Source organism: Aeribacillus sp. FSL M8-0235 (genome assembly GCF_038000355.1).
GTDB lineage: Bacteria > Bacillota > Bacilli > Bacillales > Aeribacillaceae > Aeribacillus > Aeribacillus composti.
Genome location: NZ_JBBOBW010000001.1, coordinates 3,322,305 through 3,337,059 on the forward strand (window position 1 = coordinate 3,322,305; position 14,755 = coordinate 3,337,059).

11 protein-coding genes and 2 CRISPR repeat arrays (1 of these 13 running past the window's edge) are annotated in these 14,755 nt (G+C 35.7%); of the genes, 3 read left to right on the plus strand and 8 right to left on the minus strand.

Annotation, left to right across the window (positions count from 1 at the left end; all coding sequences use genetic code 11):
• Positions 1 to 45: 45 nt before the first annotated feature.
• On the minus strand, positions 46 to 243 hold the full coding sequence (locus NSQ71_RS16255; protein WP_339197599.1) for a hypothetical protein: 198 nt from the start codon (positions 241 to 243) through the stop codon (positions 46 to 48).
• Positions 228 to 1,403 carry an acetyl-CoA C-acetyltransferase gene (locus NSQ71_RS16260; protein ID WP_063386832.1) on the minus strand — a complete coding sequence of 392 codons (1,176 nt, stop codon included), beginning with the start codon at positions 1,401 to 1,403 and terminating at the stop codon, positions 228 to 230. Before NSQ71_RS16260 ends, NSQ71_RS16255 begins: the two co-directional genes overlap by 16 nt.
• 1,089 nt (positions 1,404 to 2,492) lie before the next feature.
• On the opposite strand from NSQ71_RS16260, the gene NSQ71_RS16265 reads away from it, so the two are divergent.
• Positions 2,493 to 3,671 (plus strand): M20 metallopeptidase family protein, encoded by a 1,179-nt coding sequence (locus NSQ71_RS16265; protein WP_340734243.1) that lies wholly within the window; start codon positions 2,493 to 2,495, stop codon positions 3,669 to 3,671.
• A gap of 135 nt (positions 3,672 to 3,806) precedes the next feature.
• On the opposite strand, the gene tnpA is transcribed toward NSQ71_RS16265, so the two are convergent.
• Both tnpA and NSQ71_RS16275 read right to left on the minus strand, forming a co-directional pair.
• On the minus strand, positions 3,807 to 4,205 hold the full coding sequence (tnpA, locus tag NSQ71_RS16270) for an IS200/IS605 family transposase (RefSeq protein ID WP_339193942.1): 399 nt from the start codon (positions 4,203 to 4,205) through the stop codon (positions 3,807 to 3,809).
• Positions 4,205 to 4,339, minus strand: coding sequence for a hypothetical protein (locus tag NSQ71_RS16275; RefSeq protein ID WP_264467635.1), 135 nt, complete (start codon positions 4,337 to 4,339; stop codon positions 4,205 to 4,207). The genes tnpA and NSQ71_RS16275 overlap by 1 nt, the downstream gene beginning before the upstream one ends.
• Positions 4,340 to 4,425: 86 nt before the next feature.
• Between NSQ71_RS16275 and tnpB the strand changes: the two genes are divergently transcribed.
• Positions 4,426 to 5,544, plus strand: a complete 1,119-nt coding sequence (gene tnpB / locus NSQ71_RS16280; protein ID WP_339193944.1) for an IS200/IS605 family element RNA-guided endonuclease TnpB — start codon at positions 4,426 to 4,428, stop codon at positions 5,542 to 5,544.
• Positions 5,545 to 5,882: 338 nt separating this feature from the next.
• On the opposite strand, the gene NSQ71_RS16285 is transcribed toward tnpB, so the two are convergent.
• Genes NSQ71_RS16285 through NSQ71_RS16295 form a run of 3 tightly spaced genes read right to left on the minus strand, consistent with a single transcriptional unit; the run spans position 5,883 to position 8,240 of the window.
• Positions 5,883 to 7,109 carry a cation:proton antiporter gene (locus NSQ71_RS16285; RefSeq protein WP_144598418.1) on the minus strand — a complete coding sequence of 409 codons (1,227 nt, stop codon included), beginning with the start codon at positions 7,107 to 7,109 and terminating at the stop codon, positions 5,883 to 5,885.
• A 9-nt stretch (positions 7,110 to 7,118) separates the two neighbouring features.
• Positions 7,119 to 7,619 (minus strand): cation:proton antiporter regulatory subunit, encoded by a 501-nt coding sequence (locus tag NSQ71_RS16290; protein WP_066250077.1) that lies wholly within the window; start codon positions 7,617 to 7,619, stop codon positions 7,119 to 7,121.
• Positions 7,620 to 7,673: 54 nt separating this feature from the next.
• Positions 7,674 to 8,240, minus strand: a complete 567-nt coding sequence (locus NSQ71_RS16295) for a tyrosine-type recombinase/integrase (RefSeq protein WP_340734244.1) — start codon at positions 8,238 to 8,240, stop codon at positions 7,674 to 7,676.
• Between the two features lie 656 nt (positions 8,241 to 8,896).
• On the opposite strand from NSQ71_RS16295, the gene NSQ71_RS16300 reads away from it, so the two are divergent.
• Positions 8,897 to 9,226: a CHY zinc finger protein gene (locus tag NSQ71_RS16300; RefSeq protein WP_066250083.1), complete on the plus strand. Its 330-nt coding sequence runs from the start codon at positions 8,897 to 8,899 to the stop codon at positions 9,224 to 9,226.
• A 115-nt stretch (positions 9,227 to 9,341) separates the two neighbouring features.
• Here NSQ71_RS16300 and NSQ71_RS16305 read toward each other — a convergent pair whose 3' ends face one another.
• Positions 9,342 to 11,045 carry a methyl-accepting chemotaxis protein gene (locus NSQ71_RS16305; protein WP_340734245.1) on the minus strand — a complete coding sequence of 568 codons (1,704 nt, stop codon included), beginning with the start codon at positions 11,043 to 11,045 and terminating at the stop codon, positions 9,342 to 9,344.
• Positions 11,046 to 11,863: 818 nt separating this feature from the next.
• Positions 11,864 to 12,672: direct repeats of the CRISPR family, unit length 29 nt; unit sequence CTTTATATCCCACTTAGTTCAGATAAAAC.
• Positions 12,673 to 12,771: 99 nt separating this feature from the next.
• Positions 12,772 to 14,755: a CRISPR direct-repeat array (repeat unit 29 nt; unit sequence CTTTATATCCCACTTAGTTCAGATAAAAC); it runs 717 nt beyond the window's last position.

Consider the following 14,755-nt stretch of genomic DNA (forward strand, 5'->3'; position numbering starts at 1 on the left):
GCTGAACATTTCATACCTATTTACTTATCATCAACCCTCTTATAATCAAAAAGCTGCAGAGACTGCTTCAATAATATGTTCTGCATCAGAAGTTGACATCCGATACAGTTGCCCCATTTTTCTTTTGAAATCGCCTTGCCGCATGGAAACAAATAAGGCTTGATCCGACAATATATTTAACCCGTTATTTTCTCGTGTAGCCGAAGCATTCAATTTTTTCTGCGGATTTACAGCGCTTCCCAAACAGCGGCGATTCCTTGTCCTCCGCCAATACATGCAGATACAGCGCCATATTTTTTGTTTCGCCTTTTTAATTCATAAATAAGAGTTGTCGTGATTCTTGTTCCGCTTGCAGCAAGAGGATGTCCTAGCGCAACGGCTCCCCCATTTACATTACCTATTTCAAGATCAAAGCCTAATTCTTTTTGGCATGCTAAATATTGAGCAGAGAAAGCTTCATTGATTTCAATTAAGTCCAAATCAGAAATCGTTAAATTTGCTTTCTTTAATGCATTTTGAATAGCAGGAACCGGACCGATCCCCATATACTTCGGTTCTACTCCTACAACATCCCAGGAAACAAGGCGGGCAATCGGTTTTAACCCCTTTTCTTCTGCATAATCACTTGATGCAATGACAACAGCTGCTGCTCCATCAACCATACCGCTTGCATTTCCCGGCGTGACAACACCATTTTCAATAAATCTAGGCTTTAATTTACTAAGCTGCTCCATGCTCGTATGGCGGATATGTTCATCTTGATCAATAATGATGTCTCCTTTTTTCCCTTTCACAGTAACCGGTACAATTTCTTCTTTAAAATACCCTTTTTCTCTCGCTGCAATCGCACGCTCATGGCTAGATAAAGCATGACGGTCAATTTCTTCCCTCGTTAAATTATATTTGACAGCTAAATTTTCAGCTGTTTCAGCCATTGTGCAGCCGCCATACGTATCATATAGTCCATCCCATAACCAGTCTTCTACAACAGGCGAACCTAGAGGACTTCCCCATCTCATACCGCGAATGACATGCGGTACTTGACTCATATTTTCCGTGCCGCCAGCCAGCACAACATTTGCTTCTCCCGTTAAAATGTAGCGGGCGCCTGTTAGGATTGCTTCAATCCCCGTCCCGCATAAACGATTAATCGTTACGGCAGGAACTTCAATCGGGGTGCCGGCTTTTAATCCAACATGTCTTGCTAAAATGTGTGCATCTCTGCTTGATTGCTGAACGTTTCCAAACACAACATGATCAATTTCATCAGGCGAAATATTAGATTTTCGAATAGCTTCTTTAGCCGCAAATGCACCTAAATCAGTCGCAGTAGTATTTCGAAATGATCCAGATATTTCAGCAAATGCCGTTCTTGCTCCTTCCAGCAAAACGATATCTTTCATTTTATTCACTCCTCTAAACATTTCGGTATTCCAACAGTTCCTTTGCATGTATCAAATATTTCTGATGCGTTAGTGTATAAAAAGCGTTTTCATTTATCAGAATAATGAAAATTATTTACACGCTCATTATAAAATTACGAAAATTAAATAACAATGTTAAAAATACTTAAAAATCAAAGGAGAATTCAGCAAATTTGCGTATAGATGAACTAAACGTCAGGTAAAAACGGTTTTTCAAAAACAACCGCTGGATTGTTAATAAGGTAAAAAATGGAATGATGTCAAAATAAAATAAGTTGGGGTGAATATTTTCGATCATTTGATGAAAGTATGATGGTTTAGTATTGGATCTTGAAGAATTAGAGATACATTATATTCTAGAAAAAAAGAATTAATTATTAAACCACTCTGGAATGTACAATTTAAAAATGGTAGAAACCCGGAAAAGAAGATGGCATCTTATCTTATGGTACTAATCCGGACGTGTTGTTTTTAAAAACCAATCATCGAATATTACATTTCTCGCTTTAGGAAAAGGACAGGTCATTTTTATTTTCTGGTTGTTTGATTATTTTTATGGCGCTTTCTTTATATCCCTTTTCCAGCTTGGTTCTTTCGTTTTGAGCAATAGCGAACTTTTCATGAGTTAACCTCTTTTGTTTCTACTAGAGTTCTATATAGAGACAGCGAATACATTCTTAAATGGTTCTGTAAAATATAAATAAATGAAAAATTTTACTTGGTGTGACAAAAAAAGGGAGGTAAAATGAATATTAAGTAATTGCAATATATTGTATAGGTTTAATAAAGAATTGGTGATTAAAATATTTAACCATACCTGAAAAAGCAGTTTTCGTACTTCTAAAGAAGGCCAAATATTAAAGAAAATAATACGTGATGAAGCCTTTTTTAGTTGGCTTAGAAGTAAAGAAGAGTTTTATCTAACGCTGCTAAAGAGTTACTTTTGATCTTAAAATCTCAGCTTACTTCTCTTCCCAGCTAGACTACTAGATACTTCATATTTTTGATGATGATTTAACAGCTTTTAATCGAAAAAAAGGATCATTATTTTTGAAAGAAGGTGCGAAAATGATTAAAGAGCTTCATCGTTCTTTAATAGAAAATTTCGAACAATTGGTTTCGTGGAGAAGATATTTGCATCGGTATCCTGAGCTTTCTTTCCAAGAAGAAAATACACCAAAATTTATTGCAGAGAAGCTTTCCTCCTTTGGGATTGAGGTAAAGACCGGAATCGGCGGAAATGGAGTTATCGGAATGATTAAGGGCGGAAAAGAAGGAAAAACCATTGCCTTCCGCGCAGATTTTGATGCGCTTCCGATCCATGAAGAGAATGACTCTCCTTACAGATCGTCCGTAAAAGGAGTTATGCATGCCTGCGGCCACGACGGGCATACAGCAGCTCTCCTCGGGGTTGCAAAAGTATTAAGTGAAATCGATCGCAGCCGTTTAAAAGGCAACATCGTATTCATCTTTCAGCACGCGGAGGAAAAACCGCCCGGCGGCGCCAAGTTTATGATTGAAGATGGATGCCTGGACGATGTTGACCTTGTATTTGGCGCACATGTTTCCACTGATATTCCGTACGGCAAAATAGGCTTACGAGAAGGACCCGTTATGGCTGCTGTCGATGCATTTACGATTCAAATAAAAGGAAAAGGAGGCCATGGGGCCCGTCCGCATGAAACAGTAGATGCTCTTGTCATCGGCAGCCAAATTGTGAACTACTTGCAGCAAATTGTCAGCAGACGCGTGAATCCGATAGATTCAGCTGTTGTGACAGTTGGTGTGTTTCAAGCTGGAACAGCTTTCAATGTCATTGCAGAAAACGCTAGAATAGAAGGGACAGTAAGAACATTTAATCCAAACGTTAGGAAGCAAATTGAGGAGGAAATCAGAGCGATTGTTCAAGGACTATGCCAAGCTTCGCACGCAAGCTACGAAATTGATTATTTAAACGGCTATCCTCCAGTTATCAATCCTAGAAATGAAACCGAACAATTGCGAGCCATTATTAGCGAGACGTATGCATCTGACTGTTTTTATAATTATCAGCCGTCAATGGGAGCAGAAGATTTTGCATACTATTTAAAGCATAAACCAGGTGTTTATTTTCATGTCGGTGCAAGAGGAGACGATCCAAAAACTCATTATCCTCATCACCATCCCCGCTTTGACTTTGACGAGCGTGCGCTTCTCGTCTCAGGGAAAATATTTTTAAGTATTGTCAATCATTATCTTTTACAATAAAAAATGATGTCAATTAAAAGTGGTGCAACAAATTCGAAATGTGCATTTTCGAAATGTGCATTGAAACAACAACAATGATGATTTTATAGGAAATGGCGTAAAACCCCTATGCATTTAGCCTAGGGGATGTAAGCTCTAATGACCTTGTTCTTGAATATATTTTTGGATAATCTCTTTGCTTACATTTCCAATACTACAAGAAAAATATCCATCACTCCAAAAGGTTCTTTCTTTCCAAAAATGTTGAGAAAGATATTCGTTATGCTTTTGCCATATTCGATAGGTTGTAAGTTGCTTCAATAATCTAACGATTTCAAGAATGCTCCATTTCGGAGAATAACGAATCAAAATATGAATATGGTCTTGGTCTATTTCTTGCTCGATAATTTGCCAACCATAACGATTAGATATAGATTCGATTTCGGTTTTAATATCATCACCAACTTTTAATAATAACTTTTTTCGATACTTACAAACAAATATCAAATGGCACAAAAGTAAATGCTTACTGTGATTTTCAGAAATGTATTCCATTATTTTTCTAAACCTTTACGAATTAATTCGTAAACTGCAACTGAAAAATTTTTAATATTGTTCTTTTTTTTGTACTCTTCGATTCTTGTTACTAAATCGACAGGAAATTTAATTAATTTTGGTATACGTTCCATTTTACAATCCTCCTCGGTATATACTATTGACATATTTTTTAATTAAGTATATACTTTTAGTATATATTAAAGGAGGTAAAAAATCAATGATTGTAAATAAAGCATATAAGTTTCGGCTCTATCCGAACAAAGAACAAGAAATATTAATTAATAAAACCTTTGGGTGCTGTCGATTTGTATTTAATCATTTTTTAGCAAAATGGGATAATACTTACAAAGAGGCAGGAAAAGGGTTAACTTATAATTCTTGTTCTGCTCAGTTAACACAATTAAAAAAAGAATTAACTTGGCTAAAAGAAGTGGATAGTATTGCACTTCAATCGTCATTAAAAAATCTTGCTGACGCTTATTCCCGTTTCTTCAAGAAACAAAACGATAAACCACGTTTTAAGTCCAAGAAAAATCCTGTTCAGTCTTACACGACAAAGTATACAAATGACAATATTGCTATTGATGATAATAAAATCAAGCTGCCTAAACTTGGATGGATTCGTTTTGCAAAGAGTCGTGAAGTAGAAGGTCGCATTCTCAATGCAACAATTAGACGTAATCCAAGTGGAAAATATTTTGTATCCATTCTTGTAGAAACAGAAGTTCAGGAATTACCTAAAACTGACTCTGCTGTTGGCATAGATGTCGGCTTGAAAGAATTTGCTATTCTTTCAGATGGAACGATTTACTCTAATCCTAAGTTTTTTCGAAGATTAGAAGAAAAATTAGCAAAAGCACAACGGATTCTATCAAGACGTAAAAAAGGTGGTTCTAATTGGAACAAACAACGAATTAAAGTTGCTCGTATTCATGAAAAAATCACAAACGCTAGAAACGATTACTTGCATAAAATCTCCACCTATATTGTCAAAAACCACGACATTATCGGGATGGAAGATTTGTCTGTAAGTAATATGTTAAAAAATAACAATCTTGCTAAAGCAATTAGCGAAGTATCATGGTCACAATTTAGAACGATGTTAGAATACAAAGCGAAATGGTACGGAAAGCAAGTTGTTACCGTATCGAAAAATTTTCCATCCAGCCAGCTTTGTTCGTGCTGTGGCTACAAAAACAAAGACGTTAAAAATCTTGCATTGCGTGAATGGGTGTGTCCTAATTGTCATACCCATCATAACCGAGATATTAACGCAAGTTTAAATCTTCGCAAGGAAGCCTTGCGATTAACCGTAGGAACTACGGGGATAGCCTAATCAATTAGAGTTCGGTAGAACTCTGTACTTAGGAATCCACTACGGCTTTAGCCTAGTGGTAGTTCAAGTAGCGAAACTGTCAACAAGCAAATGCACATTCTGTTCAGCCGCTTCGATCCATACGTTAAAGAAACGCAAACAAAAAATGCGAAATTTTGTACGCAAAGTAATAGTTTACAAGGAAATGCAGGTTTTCTGTTTTAAGGAGAAAACCTGCATTTTCAATAAATTTTTGAAAACAGCTTACGTACATTTTTCGCGTTTTATTTCTATATTTCTTGAGAGATGTTTTTGGTGTATAATAATGTTCATTGAGCTTAAAATTTCCCATTGGCGAGCTACTCGCCTGGGACTTTTATTTTTTTCTTTTCCGGTGTGTTACTCCATTTGAAAATCTTATTTAAAAACTTGTAAATATTTTTGCTTTCTTTCGCAAGTAGCGGTCCTACGATCGCTAAAATGAGAACATAAAGGGCAGTAAAAGGAGTTAAAATGGGATTTAATCCTGCTGTAATCCCTAAATTTGCAACAATGATCGAAAATTCTCCACGAGCCATAATGGTTAAACCAATATTGGTAGAAGCTTTATGGGATAGCCCCGCTTTCCTCCCCGAAATCATACCAGCTACAAAGTTCCCAGCAATTGTGAGTGCGGCAGCGCCTAAAGCTAACCAGATCGCACCAGCTAATGTTGATGGATCAATACTCAATCCAAAGCTGAAAAAGAAGATTGCGCCAAAGAAATCTCTAAACGGAACTACCATATGTTCAATGCGGTCTCGATAGTCAGTTTCTGAAAAAACTAGACCTAACAGCAATGCGCCAATCGCTTCTGCAACATGAAGGGTTTCTGAAAACCCAGCAACAAAAAACAATGTAGCAAATATAACAATAATGAAAATTTCGTCAGATTTAATATTCAACCATTTATTTAATAAAGGCGAACCTTTTCGTGCAATGAAAAAAAACAGCAGCATATAGCCAACCGAAATAAGAACAGAGGTAATGATACCGAGGACAGAAGTAGAGCCGGCAAGCAAGACACCTGACATTGTGGTTAAAAATAAAGCAAGGAAAATGTCGTCAAATAAGATGATCCCAAGGATTAACTCTGTTTCTGGATTTGCTGTTCTTTTTAAATCAACAAGGACTTTGGCGACGATTGCACTGGAAGACACGCTGACAAGCCCAGCAATAATAAGAGTCTCCATCCATGGCATCCCGACGATAAATCCATATAAAAGGCCTAAAACAAAATTGATTGCTACATAAAGACTCCCGCCTACCACAATATTTCGGCCTGATTTCATCAATTTTCCAACAGAAAATTCCAAACCTAAATAAAAAAGCAAAAACAGAACACCAATGCGTCCTAAAAATTGGATAATTTCTTTGCTTTCAATAAAGGTTAAGTCGATAATCCCAATCGTTGGGGCATGCGGGCCAACAAGCATACCTAGGACAATCAGGAAAGGGATAATGGAAAATTTAAGCTTATTTGCGATAATAGCTGCAATTGCAACAAGGACAAGTGCTGTTCCAACTTCAAAGACTAAATGATCCATCTATAAACCTCACTCCTTTCCTTTGTTCGATAATAAGTTGTTAACTAGTTGTTTTAGTTGGTTTCGTTCTCCTGAAATTACTAATGTATCGCCTGCCTCAATCACCGTATCCGGACCTGGGTTGTGTGTCTTCTTTGTCTTTTTTTTCTTAATAGCAATGACCGTAACTCCATAATTGTTTCTTATATCAATCTCACCGATCGTTTTATTCACAACTGGTGCACCAGGTTCTACTTGATACCATTCAATAATTAAATCATCAAACGCAAAGTCAACGGTTTCTAATGCTTTAGGTTTATATGCCATTCCGCCTAAAATTCCAGCAATTTGTCTTGCTTCTGAGTCATCAAATGTGGCAGTACTTAAAACCTCATCATGATCATCTGAATCAAAATGATAAATTTCTCTCCGTCCATCATCATGGATGACAATAACAAGCTTATCTTGGTTCTTTGTAATAATTTCAAACTTATATCCAATTCCCGGAAGTTCACTTTCTCTAATATTCATGCAAAAATTCCTCCTTATAAATGTTTTAAATGAATGGATTAAGGTTGTTGAATATTAAAGGTTTACATCAATTTCCGTTCTAATTTTTTCATCTTTCGAAATTCCTAGATATTTGAGTGTTTCAGAAGGAGACGAATGGTGAAAATATTTCTGAAGCAAAGAAATGGCGACTCCTCGTTTATAGGCATGAAATCCAAAGGTTTTACGCATAGAGTTCGTTCCAATTTTCCCTTGTATGCCGACCGCTTCTGCGGCACGATGGATAATGCGGTAAGCCTGTTGACGCGTGATGGGCTTTTTCGTTTTCACGGACTGGAATAAATAATCTTCGCGGTTCAATTGTCTCGATTGGATATAGTGGAGAATCGCCCTTTTTACTTTTTGGTTGAGATACACTTCCTTAGTCGTTTTAGATTCTTTATGTGGAAGCAGATAAAAATCCTTTATGTAGCCGTCATCCCCCAAAACATCTCCTACTTTTATTTCCAATATTTCTGTGATCTTTAAACCGGTATTGATGCCAAACACAAAGAGTACATAATCTCGCTCTGAATGCTTTTTTAAATATCTTTTCATGGCATTGATTTGTTTTATATCTCTTAGAGCTTCAACATATTCCATATAGTTATTCCCCTTAATCCACGTTACTTAATACTATTATATACTATTATTATGTAACACGCAAACAAAGCTTTGGATTTTAAGACGAAAATAAGGGATAAGGTAAACAAACTGTTTTTTTTATGTTTAGCAGTTCTGTTATTCCTAAAAAAGAGGAATTTTAATATGTAATCCTGCCCGTTTCAAGCCTTCTTTAAACAATTTTGCATACGGTTTTTTCTTCATTCCATTTCATAGGAAACAATTTAGGTACCTGCTTTTTATCTTGCACTTTTATGAATTTCGCTTGAACCTCATCGCTTCCCAAATTTCGAGCTGCACCTTTGTCCTTTTGCGGCATGCCCTAAGCCCATATTGTGCGCCATTAAAATAATCGTTTTTGCTCAATATCACAAAATCATCAAGAAAAGACTGATCTATTTTTAGAAAATCGGCTTATTGACGCCCCCATTAATGTTTTAGAAGCGTTGATATATCGGTGTTTATGATTTTTTGTTTTCAATGGCGATTTGACTTTCTAAGACAGCCCCCAAAGTCATCACAACCAAGCACAATTGAAAGAAACAGTTATGCTATACTTTTATATAAAAAAATGACTATTTTTCGTTCTGTTTGTGGCACATGATAAAGACGTTTTGAACTGGGGTGAAAATCCAATGCACATAAATGGAATAGAAGTGAAAGGTAAAGTCGTCGACAGACAATCTCGTTGCAAGCATTACCATAAAGATGTGGATATTATTGCAATCAAATTTTATTGCTGCCAGACTTATTATCCATGTCATAAATGCCATGAGGAAGAGGGATGCGGAAATCCACAAGTTTGGCCCAAAGCCTTGTTTGATGAGAAGGCGATTTTATGCGGCCATTGCGGGAAAGAATTGACTATTAATGAGTATTTGCACAGTGCATATCAATGCCCGAACTGCAATGCGCAGTTTAATCCAGGCTGTGGACTTCACCGTCATTATTATTTTGAAACTTAAAAAATTTATTTCAAAACGCATTACAAAAAGCCATTTCAAACTTACATTTATCAAAGTTTGAAATGGCCCTCATTTTTTAAAATAGACGTGTGTTACATACAATCTCAAAAACTAACTAAATTTTAAACTGCTGTATTAATCGATCAAAATCCATTGCTTCTTTATCCAAATGTTTTGCTGAATTTGCTACTTCCTTCATAGAAGAATTAGACTGTTCAGCAGTAGCTGTCACCTCTTCTATTCCAGCTGCAGATTCTTCTGATACAGATGCAATACTTTCAATGGATTCTCCCATTTTTTTCGTATTGTCAAGAACACTGTTAATCGATTCTGACATACCGCGAATTTTATGCGAGACTTTTTTAATGGTCTCTTTTAGTTCATTAAAGATATCACCTGTTTTGGAAATAGTTTCCGTACCTTCTGCTACGTTTCTATAGCCATCCTCCAATGAAATAACAACATTTTTAGATTCAGTTTGAATGCCTTGAATGATAGAAGTAATTTCCGAAACAGAGGAAGCTACCTGTTCTGCAAGCTTGCGCACTTCATCAGCGACAACTGCAAAACCTTTTCCATGTTCTCCTGCTCTCGCAGCCTCAATCGCAGCATTCAACGCTAAAAGGTTGGTTTGATCGGCAATTTCTTGGATGACGTTAATTAATTTGGCAATATCGTTTGTTTTTGTATCTAACCCTTTTACCATTGCGAGTGAACCTTGAATTTTCGCATCAATTGATTCCATTTTTTCGATTGATTTTATCATTGCCTGACTGCCATCCTCCGTCAGAGTAAGCATGGAGTCTGAAAATGTCTGCACTTCTTGTTGATTTTTTAATACATTTGTTACGATCGATTCAAATTCATTCATCTGTTCTAATAGCTCTGATGCAGAGTTCGCTTGTTCTTCAGCACCGCTTGATAATTCCTGCATGGTAGAAGCAATCTGTTGGCTGCCTTGCTGAACCTCTTCGGAATATTGTGACAGCGTTCTGCTTTGTTTGCTTAAATTGCCTGAAACATTTGTCATATGTCCAATAATCTGATGCAAGTTTCCTTTCATTTTATTCATAGCATTGATTAATTGGCCGATTTCGTCTTTACCGTCATAAATGACTGCATGACCTTGCAGGTTCCCGTCTGCGATTTGATTCGCCATTTTTACTGCTACAAGTAAATTTTTCCTTATCGTCCGCGTAATAAGGAAAACCACTGTTACCCCAAGAACGATTGATAAAAGGACAGATAAAACCAATATGAGTAGGCTGTGCTGCATAACATTTAATGTTTGATTGACAGCTACAATGCGTTCTTCCTCTACGGCCTTTGTCAATTGATCTAGCTGAGCAACTGTTTCTGTACGCAATTCAGCGATTTGTTCTCTTAACTTGCCGATTTCTTCCTTGTTTCCACCCTTCAAAGCCGGAACTAGCTGGTTTAAAAACAGATCATTAATCATTTCCTTGTTTGTTTCAATATTTGCTAATAAATCCCGTTGATTTTTAGTCTCCAGTTGAGACTCTATTCCCTTCTTTTTGTCATCATACTCCTGCATACGATCATTAAACTCTTGCAAGTTTTTTTCATCCATTGTATTTATATAATCGGCCACTCGAATGTCAGCAGCTCTGAAAAGCGAAGCCATTTCTGTTATATGTACAGCCTTTTCTCCTCTACGGTCAATTTGTTCAATGTTGTTTTTTATTTGAAAAAATTGGTTTCCTATAATAATAGACGCTATAATAAATAATCCCACTGTTACGATCAAACCAATTGAATATTTCCAGCCAATATTTAAATTTTTATACATCCGTATCATAATAATCCCCCTCGTACCTTCTTATGTAACTTTTTTTCTTTTTCTAGTTGGAGGTTACACATCGGCAAAGAACGTATGGAATCACTAAAATGAAAGCGGCAAAGCAGGAAGCTATTTGAATATAGCTGTTGCAAAAGAGCCGGAAAATACTAAAAAGAAAACAGGTAAGCCAGAAAGCACTTAAGCTGCCGCATAACCAAAAATCTTTCTATTTTTAGCACCGACTAAAATATAAAAACAACCATTTCGGGAAAAATGCAATATAAAATCTTTCCGAATGGCATCACGAATAAGAAGCAAGCCGAATGCTAACCAAATAGATAAAATATTTTACCTTTAGAAGCTTATATTCATTATCGTCTCACCGCTTTTTCAAGCCATTGGAAACTCCCCCTAAACCAGCCTCTGATTCATGCAATGCTAATTTCTCTTGCATTATGACAAAAGCACTAGTATATGTTTCATTTTAAACCTTTACAAAAATATTTTCATTAAAAAGAATCACACATTTGTACAAATGATTTATGAGAAAGAGTAAGCACTGACCCGTCCTTTGAAGATGGAAACCATCATTGAGACAAGCTAGTATAAAACAAAAATTAAGAAAGCAGGCACTGTTCTTCTCCAGCTTTTCCGTTATATTCGTGTTGCCTGCTTATGAAATGATTAACGCTTAAATTAGCCTTAGCTGTTTGATATCCCACTTAGTTTTGATACAACCATTTCCAGCCTGTCCGAATACGTTCAAGTTCCCCTTATTTATATCCAACTTAGTGATAAAACAAATCTACTTTTTATTTCGGTTCTAGCGGAAAAAACTTTATATCCCACTTAGTTTAGATAAAATCCCAGCAGTAAACCCGCAATAAAGACCGTGAATCACTTTATATCCCACTTAGTTTAGATAAAATCCTTCCGGGAACGGTCAGAATATTCCTTGTCAGTGAATTTATATCCCACTTAGTTCAGATAAAACTCACACTGATCAGACATTTCTTTTCTTAGAAGATTAATCTTTATATCCCACTTAGTTCAGATAAAACGGGCTTAAAAATCCATAGTTTTCTTCATAAAACTGAAATTTATATCCCACTTAGTTCAGATAAAACGTATTTGCTATTACAACAACGTTTCGTATTAACGAGATTTATATCCCACTTAGTTCAGATAAAACATCTTCTTCTTTTTCTACAATCATTTTTTCAATTTGATTTATATCCCACTTAGTTCAGATAAAACGAATTTTTACCGCATACGATATATCGTTTATTTTCAATTTATATCCCACTTAGTTCAGATAAAACGTATTGCATGCAGATCACCTAGTTTCGCCATTTTTAATTTATATCCCACTTAGTTCAGATAAAACCCTGACAATCTTACTGAATACTTACATGATGTTTAATTTATATCCCACTTAGTTCAGATAAAACCAATTCAAAAAGAAATATCATGAATTATATATAAAAATTTATATCCCACTTAGTTCAGATAAAACAGTCTACTCTCCATCAGCAATTGGATATCTAACAAATTTATATCCCACTTAGTTCAGATAAAACGAAGAAGGTGAAGAACTTGCCTACATCCCGCGGAAATTTATATCCCACTTAGTTCAGATAAAACAGGGGAGCGACAGCACCGACAGATACGACAAAGTTGATTTATATCGTCTTTTAATTTTGCGAAAAAGGAGAAGGTAAGTAAGACAGATACGACAAAGTTGATTTATATCCCACTTAGTTCAGATAAAACTTGATATCCCGATTCATTTTTATTCCTCCTCGTTTTATTTATATCCCACTTAGTTCAGATAAAACACGTTTGATCATATAACAAAAGACATCTTAATAAAATTTATATCCCACTTAGTTCAGATAAAACGAAGAAATGTTTTCCCTGCCGGAAGGATCTGTTCGAATTTATATCCCACTTAGTTCAGATAAAACAAGCCTGCTTTAGTGTTTTACAGTTTTCAGCACGACAATTTATATCCCACTTAGTTCAGATAAAACTTCCTGCGTACCAACAAGATAAGCTCCTGGTCTACCATTTATATCCCACTTAGTTCAGATAAAACGTGGAATGTTTTGGGGGTGAAATCCGAAACATGAAGATTTATATCCCACTTAGTTCAGATAAAACTTCTCTGCCGGTAAAGAAATCGATGTTTTCTTTTACATTTATATCCCACTTAGTTCAGATAAAACGTTTTTGATGTATTCGTCTATGTTAGTTTCATCTTCATTTATATCCCACTTAGTTCAGATAAAACCTTCAGAAGAAACAAGAAATATTTTAAAATCTCAATTTATATCCCACTTAGTTCAGATAAAACCAAGATATAGATATATATTGACGTCATCACCGTTTAATTTATATCCCACTTAGTTCAGATAAAACCCATATCCAGCGTGATCAAGTCCCTGCCGATGACAATTTATATCCCACTTAGTTCAGATAAAACATTTCATCAACTTGCCCTTTTGCTTGTTTCTTTGCTATTTATATCCCACTTAGTTCAGATAAAACACAACTTGTTATTGAATCATAAACCCCCCCCCCATTCATTTATATCCCACTTAGTTCAGATAAAACATCATTAGTGAGAAAACAAAAAACTTATTGATAATCTTTATATCCCACTTAGTTCAGATAAAACATTATTGCAGTTTCATAATACAACATTCCGATATCACTTTATATCCCACTTAGTTCAGATAAAACTGGAAAACGAATCCACAGCCAAAACCGGGGATGCTTGCTTTATATCCCACTTAGTTCAGATAAAACAAAGTCATTTTTGTTTGTTCGTCAGCATGCGGTAGATCTTTATATCCCACTTAGTTCAGATAAAACCGGGTATAGCACGCCCTCGAATGAAATGTTAGCTCTACCTTTATATCCCACTTAGTTCAGATAAAACGTTGCGGCAATTCGATATATCAAAGCTCGTTATGGAACTTTATATCCCACTTAGTTCAGATAAAACGGGGTGTTGCGAGTTGGAATGCTGATGAATCAACAACTTTATATCCCACTTAGTTCAGATAAAACATTTAATTGACAAGAAGGAGGAATTCACCAAACTTTCTTTATATCCCACTTAGTTCAGATAAAACGAATGACGGAAAGCCGGAAGAAGTATTCGTATATACCTTTATATCCCACTTAGTTCAGATAAAACGCAATATACAAGCGTTGGGCGACTTGATGGGTACAACTTTATATCCCACTTAGTTCAGATAAAACGCAATGCATATGGGGTTATCTCATTCTCATATTAGACTTTATATCCCACTTAGTTCAGATAAAACGGGAATTTATTTAATCCGCCCTCGTCTGGCTCGATCCACTTTATATCCCACTTAGTTCAGATAAAACCTTATATTCTTTAACGCCTTTTGCTTTAAAATCATCACTTTATATCCCACTTAGTTCAGATAAAACGATAACTTCAAATATTATTGATGTGTTACGAAACATCTTTATATCCCACTTAGTTCAGATAAAACCAGAAAGTTGATACGAATTCGTATCAAATAACAAAACTTTATATCCCACTTAGTTCAGATAAAACATTTTTTGTGCCACAAACATAATGACATCTAACAACTTTATATCCCACTTAGTTCAGATAAAACGCGCTCTCCTACAAAACGGGAAGTATAACTTTCTGTTACTTTATATCCCACTTAGTTCAGATAAAA

What these genes read in the sequence shown, in the direction of transcription:
- NSQ71_RS16260 (WP_063386832.1), bottom strand. Translation starts at nt 1,403, where the DNA reads ATGAAAGATATCGTTTTGCTGGAAGGAGCAAGAACGGCATTTGCTGAA.
- NSQ71_RS16265 (WP_340734243.1), top strand. Translation starts at nt 2,493, where the DNA reads ATGATTAAAGAGCTTCATCGTTCTTTAATAGAAAATTTCGAACAATTG.
- tnpA (WP_339193942.1), bottom strand. Translation starts at nt 4,205, where the DNA reads ATGGAATACATTTCTGAAAATCACAGTAAGCATTTACTTTTGTGCCAT.
- NSQ71_RS16275 (WP_264467635.1), bottom strand. Translation starts at nt 4,339, where the DNA reads ATGGAACGTATACCAAAATTAATTAAATTTCCTGTCGATTTAGTAACA.
- tnpB (WP_339193944.1), top strand. Translation starts at nt 4,426, where the DNA reads ATGATTGTAAATAAAGCATATAAGTTTCGGCTCTATCCGAACAAAGAA.
- NSQ71_RS16285 (WP_144598418.1), bottom strand. Translation starts at nt 7,109, where the DNA reads ATGGATCATTTAGTCTTTGAAGTTGGAACAGCACTTGTCCTTGTTGCA.
- NSQ71_RS16290 (WP_066250077.1), bottom strand. Translation starts at nt 7,619, where the DNA reads ATGAATATTAGAGAAAGTGAACTTCCGGGAATTGGATATAAGTTTGAA.
- NSQ71_RS16295 (WP_340734244.1), bottom strand. Translation starts at nt 8,240, where the DNA reads ATGGAATATGTTGAAGCTCTAAGAGATATAAAACAAATCAATGCCATG.
- NSQ71_RS16300 (WP_066250083.1), top strand. Translation starts at nt 8,897, where the DNA reads ATGCACATAAATGGAATAGAAGTGAAAGGTAAAGTCGTCGACAGACAA.
- NSQ71_RS16305 (WP_340734245.1), bottom strand. Translation starts at nt 11,045, where the DNA reads ATGATACGGATGTATAAAAATTTAAATATTGGCTGGAAATATTCAATT.